This window comes from Cryptosporangium minutisporangium (assembly GCF_039536245.1).
In the GTDB taxonomy this organism is placed as follows: Bacteria; Actinomycetota; Actinomycetes; order Mycobacteriales; family Cryptosporangiaceae; genus Cryptosporangium; species Cryptosporangium minutisporangium.
In genome coordinates, this window is the sequence record NZ_BAAAYN010000057.1 from 59918 (window position 1) to 69457 (window position 9540).

The following is a 9540-nucleotide window of genomic DNA, read 5'->3' on the forward strand; positions in this document are numbered from 1 at the left end:
CTCGGAGAGCTCATGACCACCAGCAGCGCCGCGCAGCGCCGGGCCGAGCGGGCCCGTGCCTACAACGCCAACCTGGCCGAGTGCCCAGGCCACGACCTGCTCGGCACGTTGAGCGACAAGTGGCTGACGCTCGTCCTGGCCGCGCTGGCAGACGGGCCGCGGCGCCACGCCGAGCTGGCCGCGACGGTCGCCGGTGCGACCCAGAAGATGCTCACCCAGACCCTGCGCAAACTGGAGCGCGAAGGGCTGGTCACCCGCACGCTGACCGCCTCGGTGCCGGTCCGGGTCGACTACGCGCTGACGCCGCTGGGTGAGAGCCTGCTGCCGGTGCAGCGGGCGATCAAGGACTGGGCCGAGACCCACATCGAGGAGGTGCACCGAGCCCGTGCCGCCTACGACGCCGAGCGCGCGGCGGGCTGACGGCTGAGCGCGGGCGTTATCCGAAGATGGCGGTGGGGGTACCGCGGTACCAAGCGTTGTCGATGCGCATGCGGCGGATGACCCAGCGGGCCCCGTCCCGCACCAGGTCGACGTCGTATGGGTTCTTCAGCAGGGCGAACGTGCCGTGGTCGGCGGCGAGAAGGTGCTGGGCCTCCACCAACGCGGTCAGATGGGAGGTGTCGCCGTCGATGGTGACGCGCGGATTGGTGACCTGGTGAGTGGTGTCGACCCGGTCGGTGAACAGCGTCAAGATCGTGGTGACGATGGTGTCCCGCCCGGTCATCAGCGGTGGCTGCCCACCCCACCGGGCGGCGGCGGGGCGGAAGTCGAGCTCGGCGTCGGCGGCGAAGGCCGAGGCGAACAGCTCCTTGTCCTTGAGGTCCTGGCCGAGGCCGAACCGGTACAGCGCGTCCACGACCTCGGCCCGGTCTCGTAGCTCCCGGAGGACCGCCTCGAAATCTGCGGCCGGGGCCGATATCGCGTGCGCATCGGTGCCGTACATGGGTGCTCCCGTGCTGGTGAGAGTGGTGTTGAGGCCCTCTCACCCTCGACCGGGGACGACGGTGGATCAACGTGGCGCTGTGCAAAGATCGTGAAGCGAGAGTTAACGATGGGGGCGCCATGCTGGAGCGGCACGAGCTGGAAGCGTTCCTCACCCTCGTCGAAGAGCTGCACTTCGGCCGCACCGCCGAGCGGTTGCACGTGTCCACCGCCCGGGTCAGCCAGACCATCGCCAAACTCGAGCGCCGCGCCGGAGTGCCGCTGTTCAACCGCACCAGCCGCCGGGTGGAGCCGACGGCGGTGGGACAGCGGCTCTACGAGGAGCTGCGCCCGGCCTGGGATCAGATCACCAGCGCGTTCGAACAGGCCATCGCCAGCGGCCGCGGGCTCACCGGCACGCTGCGGGTCGCCTTCGTCGGCGCCGCGGGCGGGCAGCTGCTGGCCGGGGCCGCCGAGCTGTTCCGCGAGCGCCAACCCGACTGCGACGTCCAGCTCCGCGAAGCCCAGCTGGCCGATCTCATGCCGTGGCTGCGCGACCGCGAGATCGATCTTGCCCTCGGCACCTTCCCGATCGACGAGCCCGGCATCACCACCGGACCCGTCCTGGTCTCCGAGGCACGCATGCTGGCCGTCCCGATCCAGCATCCGTTCGCGCGCCGCTCGTCGGTCTCCCTGGAAGACCTGGCTCGCGTCACGCTGCTCCAGCTCCCCGACACGCTGCCGGATTCCCTGCGTCAGGACCTCACCCCGCGGACCACGCCGTCCGAGCGTCCGATCGACGTCGGGCCTTCCGCCGCCACGTTCAACGAGCTGCTCACCCTCGTCGGAGCCGGCCGCGGTGTCTTCCCGGTCGGTGCTCAGGCCAGGCGCTACTACGCGCGCCCCGACGTCGCCTACCTCCCGTTCGACGACGCCCCGGTGCTGCAGTGGGGCTTGATCTGGCGTGCCGACAACGCCACCGCACGCGTCCGCGCCTTCACCCGGGCCGCCCACGACCTCCTCGACGGCAGCACCTGACGACCTCCGAAGGAACCACCATGTCCGACGTGTGGACCACCCGTCCCGAATCCGAACCGGACGTCGCCGCGATCCGCGACGTCAACCTCGGCGCGTTCCCCACCCCCCTGGAGGCCGACCTCGTCGAGGCGTTGCGCTCCGACCCGGCGTGGATGCCCGGCTTGTCGATCGTGGCGGAGAGCGCTGCGGGCGTGATCGCCGGCTACGCGTTGCTCACCCGGTGCCACGTCGACGGTGCCCCGGCGCTGGCGCTGGGTCCGTGCGCCGTCCGGCCCGGGTACCAGAAGCAGGGCGCAGGCTCGGCCGCGATCCGAGCCGGCCTGGACGCCGCCCGAGCGAGGGCCGAGAACCTCGTCCTCGTGCTCGGTCACGCCTCGTACTACCCGCGGTTCGGGTTCGTTCGGGCCTCCGCCTACGGAATCCGCCCGTCGTTCGAGGTGCCCGATGAAGCGATGATGGCGCTCGTCTTCGACGACACCCTCCCGGTGCCCAGCGGGGTCATCACCTATCCGGCGCCGTTCGGCGTCTGATCCTCTCGGTCTGTTCGGGGTGGGAACCCCGCCCCGAACAGACCGTCCGTTCGCGAGAGCCTGCGCGGTCAGCTAGTGAAACCGCCGTCGACGTCGAGGGTGGCTCCGGTGACGTAGCGGCCGTCCGGACCGGCGAGGAAAGCGACCATGGCGGCCACATCGGTCGGAGCCCCGTACTCGCCGAGCGCGATGAACCCGTTGATCGTGGCGGCGTTCGGGCCGTCGGCCGGGTTCAACTCCGTGTCCGTGGCTCCGGGGTTCACCAGGTTGACCGTGATCGCGCGGGGCCCCAGTTCCCGGCCCAGAGCCTTGGTCAGGCCGATGAGCGCGGTCTTGCTCATCGAGTACAGCGAGAAGCCCGGGAACACCACCCGCTCGGCCGCGTTGCTGCCGATGTTGATGATGCGCCCACCGGCCCGCATGTGCCGGACCGCTGCCTGCGACGCCACGAACGGCGCCCGGACGTTGACCGCGACCGTCTGCTCGAAGGCGTCGAGGGTCAACTCTTCCAACGGGCCGAGCAGGAACGCGCCGGCGTTGTTGACGAGGATGTCCAGGCGTCCCAGTTCGCCGGAGACCCGGTCGACCCCGCTGATCACCGCGGCCGGGTCAGCGCTGTCGACCTGCAGGGCCAGGGCCCGGCGGCCGAGTGCTTTGATCTGCTCGACGACGCCGTCGGCGCGCTGCTGGTTGTGCTGGAAGGTGAACGCGACGTCCGCGCCCTCCTGCGCCAACCGCACCGCAACCGCCGCGCCGATTCCACGGCCACCGCCGGTGACGAGGGCGGTCTTGCCATCAAGGCTGTTGTTGTTCACGGGATCGAGCCTGGTTGGTTCCGGCGCGATCGTCTGGCGGCGATCGGTCGTCGCGTTCGATGCCCTGCCGACGGCTCAGCGAGTGTTGACACCACTGCAACTGAAGTAGTAACTTTCAAACCACTTCAATCGAAGTGGTTTGAACAGAGAAGAGAGAGACCGGATGCGCACGCTCACCTACTACGTTGCTGCCAGCCTCGACGGGTACATCGCCGCTCCGGACGGCAGTTACGAATTCTTGCCTTTCGAGGGGGAGGTCCGGGACGCGATCCTCGCCGAGTACCCCGAGACGATGCCGGTCCACGTCCGCGAGCCGTTCGGCCTGACCGCCGTTCCGCATCGGCACTTCGACACCGTGCTCATGGGCCGCGGCACGTACGAGCCGGCCCTGAAGGCAGGCATCACGAGTCCCTACGCCCACCTGAAGCAGTACGTCGTGTCCCGCACTCTGCGCCCCACCGACTCGGAGGTGGAGATCGTCGCCGACGACCCCGCCGCGCTGGTGCGCGCCCTCAAGAAGCAGGACGGCATGGGGATCTGGCTCGCCGGCGGCGGCAAGCTGGCCGCCGCGCTCCGCGACGAGATCGACGTGCTGATCATCAAGCACAATCCGGTCGTCGTCGGTTCCGGCATCCCGCTCTTCGACGGACCGTTCGCTCCCACGAACTTCCTGCCGACCGCGCGCCGCGACTTCGACTCCGGCGTCAGCATCGTCACCTACGCGAAGAGATGAGACCTCTCAGGTCGCTTCTCGCAGCGTCGATCGGGTGCCGGATCGCCGAACTCATGCGTTCGGCGGCGATCTGATTCGGCTTCCGAGGAGAACCGTTGAAGCGCTTAAGCAAGGCGGTTGTCGCTGGGCTGTCGATCTTCACGATCGGCGCACTCATCAGTCCCACTGCGGTCGAGGCTGCGACGAAGTACTTCAGCACCACGAAGACGGTGACCGCCCGCGGTAGCGTCAACTGTCCCGCTGGATACAAGGTCACCGGCGGTGGATACAGCATTCCGTCGGATCGCTACACCGATACCCTTGTCGACCAGTACGTGGTCACGGCCTCCTATCCGAGCGCGAGCGGTTGGCGCGTCACCGCCACTCGGACGCGTACCACGCTGGACGAGAAGGAGGGAATCGTCAGCACGACGACTCCCTACTCCGCCACTGTCTACGCGATGTGTGTCGGCTGACGGATCGACCTGGTCGAGGTGTTGCACGTTCGTGTCCCCCATGACGGCGCCGAATGTGCAACGCCTGTGGCGAGTCCGGGGCATCCCCTATCGCTGGCATATCGAAAACCACATACGGACTGAGAACACTCGGCTGTCTTGACTAAAAGCATGCCTGACAGCGAACAAGCCCGAACACTGGCGTCCTCGTCCTCGGCCGAGGCGCATCGAACGGGAATCACCGTCTACGGATGCGGGCCGGACGAGGCCGTCTTGTTCCGGAAGATGGCGCCTCGCTTCGGCATCGTACCGACGATCACCGAGGCGCCGATGTCCGAGGCCACCATTGAGTTGGCCGACGGGAACCGATGTATCAGCGTCGGCCACAAGAGCCGAATCGCGAACTCCGATCTCCGTGCGCTCAGCCGGGTCGGTGTCGGGTACGTGTCCACGCGAAGCATCGGATACGACCATATCGACGTCGGGTACGCGGAGAGCGTCGGCGTCAGGGTCGAGAACGTCGCCTATTCGCCGGACAGCGTGGCCGACTTCACGCTGATGCTGATGCTCATGGCGGTGCGGCAGGCCAAATCGACCGTCCGCCGCGCCGATGTCCACGACTACCGACTGAGCGAGATACGCGGGAAAGAACTGCGCGATCTGACCGTTGGAGTCGTCGGAACAGGACGCATCGGCGCGGCGGTCATCGATCGGCTGCGAGGTTTCGGCTGCCGAATTCTGGCCCACGACAGTCGCCCAACGGCCGCTGCCGACTACGTGGCCTTCGCCGAATTGCTGCAGCGAAGCGACATCGTCACGCTCCACACGCCGCTGACTGCGGACACGCACCATCTCCTGGATCGTCGACGCATCGAGCAGATGAAGCGCGGGGCGTTCGTGATCAATACCGGTCGCGGCTCGCTTCTCGACACCGACGCTCTTGTCTCGGCGTTGGAGAGCGGCAGGTTGGGCGGCGCGGCGTTGGACGTCCTCGAAGGTGAGGAAGGGATCTTCTACACCGACTGCCGAGAGGGCTCCGTCGAAAACAAGCTGCTGCTGCGGTTGCAAGAGATGCCGAACGCGCTGATCAGTCCGCACACCGCCTATTACACGGACCACGCCCTGAGTGACACCGTCGAAAACAGTCTGATCAATTGTCTGGCGTTCGAGAACGGGACACGACATGGATAGGTTGAAGGTCGGCATCGTCTTCGGAGGTAGCTCGGAGGAGCACCCCGTCTCCGTCATCTCCGCGCGAGAGGTCGCGAACAACCTCGACTCCGGCAAGTACGAGCCGTTCTGGATCGGGATCACGAAGAGCGGCGACTGGAAGCTCTGTGACGGTCCGGACGTGGACCTGGAGAGCGGTAGTTGCCGTCCGGCCGTGCTCTCGCCGGACCGGAACGAGCGCGGGTTGCTCGTGCTGGACGAGGGGAAATACGAGTCGGTCGGCCTCGACCTGGTGTTTCCCGTATTGCACGGCAAGCTTGGCGAGGACGGCGCGGTACAGGGTTTGCTGGAGCTCTCCGGCATCCCCTACGTCGGCTGCGACGTCCCGACCTCGGCCCTGTGCATGGACAAGTCTCTGACCTACCTGGTGGCTCGGAGCGTTGGAGTAGCCACGCCGAAGTTCTGGACCGTCACGGCGAGCGTTGACGTTGATCCGGAATTGCTTCCCTATCCTGTTTTTGTGAAGCCGGCGCGTTCGGGCTCCTCGTTCGGCGTCACCAAAGTAGCTCGGGGAGAAGAATTGCGGAGTGCGGTGGAGACCGCAAGACGGTATGACTCGAAGGTGCTGATCGAAGAGGCGGTCGTGGGTAGCGAGGTCGGCTGCGCGATTCTGGGCAACGATCCCGATTTGATCGCGGGTGAAGTGGATCGGATCGCGCTGTCCCATGGATTCTTCCGGATCCATCAGGAGAGCGAGCCGGAAAGCGGTTCCGAGAACTCCACTCCAGTCGTTCCCGCGGACATCCCGGCAGAGTCGCGCTCGCTCGTCCAGGAGACCGCGAAGACTCTCTATCGCGCCTTGGGCTGCCGAGGGCTGGCGCGGGTGGACCTGTTCCTCACGGAAGACGGAACGGTCGTGCTCAACGAAGTCAACACTCTGCCCGGTCTGACCTCGTACAGCCGTTATCCGAGGATGATGGCGGCTGCCGGCTTGCCGCTCACCGAGGTGATCGATCGGATCGTGTCGCTCGCCTTGACCGGACGAGCCCGATGAACGACGACTTCGTCTACGTGGACGACCTCGTGCCCGGGGTGCGGTGGGATGCCAAGTACGCCACCTGGGACAACTTCACCGGCAAGCCCGTGGAGGGCTACCTCGCAAACCGAATCGTCGGCACGAGGGTCTTATGCGCAGCTCTGGAAAGAGTGCAGGAACGGGCCGCGGACCTCGGCTTCGGCTTGCTTCTCTGGGACGGCTATCGCCCGCAGCGGGCCGTGGATAGCTTCCTGCGCTGGTCGAAACAGCCGGAGGACGGGCGGACGAAGCGACGGCACTATCCGAACATCGATCGAGCCGAGATGTTCGAGAAGGGGTATGTAGCGGCGATGTCGGGTCACAGCCGAGGTAGCACGGTCGACCTGACGCTCTATGACTTGTCCACCGGTGAACTCGCTCCCATGGGCGGTGGCCACGATCTGATGGATCCGATCTCACATCATGGCGCGAGCGGAATCACACCGGTCGAAGCGAGGAACCGGCAACATCTCCGTTCCGTCTTGGAGGCGTGCGGTTTCAGTTCGTACGGCTGCGAGTGGTGGCACTACACACTGCGGGACGAGCCGTATCCGGACACCTACTTCGATTTCCCGATCACCTGATGTCGAGCGTCGTGTCACCGGACGCGGCCGGCAGCTGCACCCTCACGTGGAGCCCTCCGGCGTCCCGGCGGGTGAGCGTGAGCGTCCCGTCGTGGGCTTGGGTGATGCTCTTGACGATCGCCAGGCCGAGGCCGAGGCCCGCTTGGTCACTGCGGATGCGTTCGGTGCCGCGCTGGAACGGCTCGGTGAGGGTCGAGATCAGCTGGGGAGTGAGCTTCTCGCCGGTGTTCTCGACGGTGAGCACGACGGCGTTGGAGTGAGCGGCGGTGGTGTTGACCCACACGGTGCCGTGGTCGGCGACGTTGTGGACGACGGCGTTGTGCAGGAGGTTGGTGGTCAGCTGCAGCAGAAGCGCGTGCGAGCCGACGGTGGGGGCGACGTCCCCGGAGGTCTCGATCGTGATCCCGTGCTTCTCTGCGAGCGGCAGCAGCGTTTCGGTGGCTTCCTCCGCGACCAGGGACAGGTCGACGTGTTCTCGGCTGAACGATCGCCGGTCGGCGCGGCTGAGCAGGAGCAACGCTTCGGTGAGATCGATCGCTCGGGTGTTGACGACGCGGAGGCGTTCCACGAGCTCGCCGGTGTCGCGGTTCGGATCGTTGCGCGCGACGTCGAGAAGGGTCTGCGTGATCGCCAGCGGGGTGCGCAGTTCGTGGGACGCGTTGGCTGCGAAGCGCTGCTGTTCGGCGACGTGCGCTTCGAGCCGCGCGAGCATGGCGTCGAAGCTGTCGGCGAGTTCGCGGAACTCGTCGGCATGGCCCTCCAACGCGATCCGGTGGGAGAGCGACCCCCTCGCAGCCATGCGGGTTGCGTCCGTGATTCGGGACAGGGGGGCCAGCATGCGGCCGGCCAGGATCCACCCCCCGAGCAGACCGAAAATCAGCAGGAACACCAACATCTCGATGGCCCGCGGGGCGAACGCGCGCTGGAGATCGTCGCGGTTGGGACCTCGGGGGAAGTGGCCGCCGGGGCCCGGCGGTGCTGAGACGTCGGGTACGTATCGCAAGAGGAACACCCACACGACCGCGAGCAGCATGGCGCCTGCGAGCATCAGGAACCCCGCGTAGCTGAGGGTGAGCTTCAGGCGAACGCTCAAACCACGCGGCCTATCCACGCTGGTCATCCTCGTCTCCGGCGGCGGGTCCGGTGCCGATGCGGTAGCCGACGCCGGGCACCGTCGCGATCAGCCAGGGTTCGCCGAGTCGCTTGCGGAGGGCGGAGACCGTGATGCGCACGGCGTTGGTGAACGGGTCGGCGTTCTCGTCCCACGCCCGTTCCAGGAGTTCTTCGGCGCTGATGACGCCGCCCTCGGCGGCGACCAGGACTTCGAGCACGGCGAACTGCTTCCGGGTGAGCGCGACGTAGCGGCCGTCGCGGTAGACCTCGCGGCGGAATGGGTCCAGGCGCAGGCCGGCGAGCTCTCGCACGGGCGGCCTGTTGTGTGCGCGCCTGCGGTCGAGTGCTCTGAGCCTGAGGACGAGTTCCCGCAGCTCGAACGGCTTGGTGAGGTAGTCGTCGGCGCCGAGCCCGAACCCGGACGCCTTGTCGTCGAGCCGGTCGGCAGCGGTGAGCATCAGGATCGGCATGCCGCTGCCGGAGGCGACGATGCGTGCGGCGATCTCGTCGCCGGAGGGGCCGGGGATGTCGCGGTCTAGGACGGCGATGTCGTAGGCGTTGACGCTCAGCATCTCCAGTGCGGTGTTGCCGTCACCGGCGATGTCGGCCGCGATCGCCTCCAGGCGTAGTCCATCGCGGATGGCCTCGGCCATGTAGGGCTCGTCCTCGACGACCAAGACACGCATGCACTCAACGCTACGACCTGGGGCATATCGTCGGGATACGAAAAACCGCGGGCGGGCGCCGACAGGTGTGAGGAGATGTGTGCCATGACGTCCGACAGCCAAGGTGCCCGGCCCCAAGTGGTGATCCGCCCGTGAAGCGCATCCTGATGGCGATCCTCGGCGCAGCGCTCATCGTCGTCGGTGTGCTTCTCTTGGTCCTTCCCGGGCCGGGCCTGCTGTTGGTACTCGCCGGGTTGCTCCTCCTGGCGTCGGAGTTCCCGTGGGCGAGGCGCTACGTGGAGCCGGTACGGGAGCGAGCGATGCAAGCGGCCGACGCGAGCGTCTCCTCACCCTGGCGGCTGACCGGCTCGGTCGCGGCGGGTCTGTTCCTGATCGGCGCAGGCATCGTGTGGGGAGTGCAGGAGTCGTTGCCGTTCGGCGGCTGGGGCACCGGGACGAGTC

General features: G+C 67.1%; 13 protein-coding genes. 9 read left to right on the forward strand and 4 right to left on the reverse strand.

Annotated elements, in window-relative coordinates; translation table 11 throughout:
• Positions 1-12 precede the first annotated feature (12 nt).
• Positions 13-420, forward strand: a complete 408-nt coding sequence (locus tag ABEB28_RS37035; protein ID WP_345732959.1) for a winged helix-turn-helix transcriptional regulator — start codon at positions 13-15, stop codon at positions 418-420.
• Positions 421-436: 16 nt separating this feature from the next.
• Here ABEB28_RS37035 and ABEB28_RS37040 read toward each other — a convergent pair whose 3' ends face one another.
• Complete coding sequence (locus tag ABEB28_RS37040; RefSeq protein WP_345732960.1) at positions 437-943, reverse strand: nuclear transport factor 2 family protein; 507 nt, start codon at positions 941-943, stop codon at positions 437-439.
• Between the two features lie 119 nt (positions 944-1062).
• Here ABEB28_RS37040 and ABEB28_RS37045 point away from each other — a divergent pair, with 119 nt between their 5' ends.
• Together ABEB28_RS37045 and ABEB28_RS37050 are read left to right on the forward strand one after the other, a co-directional pair.
• Complete coding sequence (locus ABEB28_RS37045) at positions 1063-1959, forward strand: LysR family transcriptional regulator (protein ID WP_345732961.1); 897 nt, start codon at positions 1063-1065, stop codon at positions 1957-1959.
• Between the two features lie 20 nt (positions 1960-1979).
• Positions 1980-2489 carry a GNAT family N-acetyltransferase gene (locus ABEB28_RS37050; RefSeq protein WP_345732962.1) on the forward strand — a complete coding sequence of 170 codons (510 nt, stop codon included), beginning with the start codon at positions 1980-1982 and terminating at the stop codon, positions 2487-2489.
• 68 nt (positions 2490-2557) lie between these two features.
• Here ABEB28_RS37050 and ABEB28_RS37055 read toward each other — a convergent pair whose 3' ends face one another.
• A complete protein-coding gene (locus ABEB28_RS37055) occupies positions 2558-3304 on the reverse strand; it encodes an SDR family NAD(P)-dependent oxidoreductase (RefSeq protein WP_345732963.1) in 747 nt (248 codons plus the stop codon).
• Between the two features lie 163 nt (positions 3305-3467).
• On the opposite strand from ABEB28_RS37055, the gene ABEB28_RS37060 reads away from it, so the two are divergent.
• From ABEB28_RS37060 to vanX, 5 genes are all read left to right on the forward strand, one after another.
• Positions 3468-4037: a dihydrofolate reductase family protein gene (locus ABEB28_RS37060; RefSeq protein WP_345732964.1), complete on the forward strand. Its 570-nt coding sequence runs from the start codon at positions 3468-3470 to the stop codon at positions 4035-4037.
• 95 nt (positions 4038-4132) lie between these two features.
• Positions 4133-4492: a hypothetical protein gene (locus ABEB28_RS37065; protein WP_345732965.1), complete on the forward strand. Its 360-nt coding sequence runs from the start codon at positions 4133-4135 to the stop codon at positions 4490-4492.
• A gap of 150 nt (positions 4493-4642) precedes the next feature.
• On the forward strand, positions 4643-5662 hold the full coding sequence (gene vanH, locus ABEB28_RS37070) for a D-lactate dehydrogenase VanH (RefSeq protein ID WP_345732966.1): 1020 nt from the start codon (positions 4643-4645) through the stop codon (positions 5660-5662).
• Positions 5655-6695, forward strand: coding sequence for a D-alanine--(R)-lactate ligase (gene vanA, locus ABEB28_RS37075; RefSeq protein ID WP_345732967.1), 1041 nt, complete (start codon positions 5655-5657; stop codon positions 6693-6695). The genes vanH and vanA overlap by 8 nt, the downstream gene beginning before the upstream one ends.
• Positions 6692-7300 (forward strand): D-Ala-D-Ala dipeptidase VanX, encoded by a 609-nt coding sequence (gene vanX / locus ABEB28_RS37080; protein ID WP_345732968.1) that lies wholly within the window; start codon positions 6692-6694, stop codon positions 7298-7300. Before vanA ends, vanX begins: the two co-directional genes overlap by 4 nt.
• On the opposite strand, the gene ABEB28_RS37085 is transcribed toward vanX, so the two are convergent.
• Together ABEB28_RS37085 and ABEB28_RS37090 are read right to left on the reverse strand one after the other, a co-directional pair.
• Complete coding sequence (locus ABEB28_RS37085; protein WP_345732969.1) at positions 7293-8411, reverse strand: sensor histidine kinase; 1119 nt, start codon at positions 8409-8411, stop codon at positions 7293-7295. The two genes, vanX and ABEB28_RS37085, sit on opposite strands and share 8 nt — an antisense overlap.
• Positions 8404-9099 carry a response regulator transcription factor gene (locus ABEB28_RS37090; RefSeq protein WP_345732970.1) on the reverse strand — a complete coding sequence of 232 codons (696 nt, stop codon included), beginning with the start codon at positions 9097-9099 and terminating at the stop codon, positions 8404-8406. The genes ABEB28_RS37085 and ABEB28_RS37090 overlap by 8 nt, the downstream gene beginning before the upstream one ends.
• 146 nt (positions 9100-9245) lie before the next feature.
• On the opposite strand from ABEB28_RS37090, the gene ABEB28_RS37095 reads away from it, so the two are divergent.
• The coding region (locus ABEB28_RS37095) for a PGPGW domain-containing protein (RefSeq protein ID WP_345732973.1) at positions 9246-9540 on the forward strand (295 nt) is incomplete at its 3' end.

Excerpts from the sequence above, each read along its gene's own strand:
- ABEB28_RS37035 (WP_345732959.1), top strand. The coding sequence starts at position 13 with ATGACCACCAGCAGCGCCGCGCAGCGCCGGGCCGAGCGGGCCCGTGCC.
- ABEB28_RS37040 (WP_345732960.1), bottom strand. The coding sequence starts at position 943 with ATGTACGGCACCGATGCGCACGCGATATCGGCCCCGGCCGCAGATTTC.
- ABEB28_RS37045 (WP_345732961.1), top strand. The coding sequence starts at position 1,063 with ATGCTGGAGCGGCACGAGCTGGAAGCGTTCCTCACCCTCGTCGAAGAG.
- ABEB28_RS37050 (WP_345732962.1), top strand. The coding sequence starts at position 1,980 with ATGTCCGACGTGTGGACCACCCGTCCCGAATCCGAACCGGACGTCGCC.
- ABEB28_RS37060 (WP_345732964.1), top strand. The coding sequence starts at position 3,468 with ATGCGCACGCTCACCTACTACGTTGCTGCCAGCCTCGACGGGTACATC.
- vanH (WP_345732966.1), top strand. The coding sequence starts at position 4,643 with ATGCCTGACAGCGAACAAGCCCGAACACTGGCGTCCTCGTCCTCGGCC.
- vanA (WP_345732967.1), top strand. The coding sequence starts at position 5,655 with ATGGATAGGTTGAAGGTCGGCATCGTCTTCGGAGGTAGCTCGGAGGAG.
- vanX (WP_345732968.1), top strand. The coding sequence starts at position 6,692 with ATGAACGACGACTTCGTCTACGTGGACGACCTCGTGCCCGGGGTGCGG.
- ABEB28_RS37090 (WP_345732970.1), bottom strand. The coding sequence starts at position 9,099 with ATGCGTGTCTTGGTCGTCGAGGACGAGCCCTACATGGCCGAGGCCATC.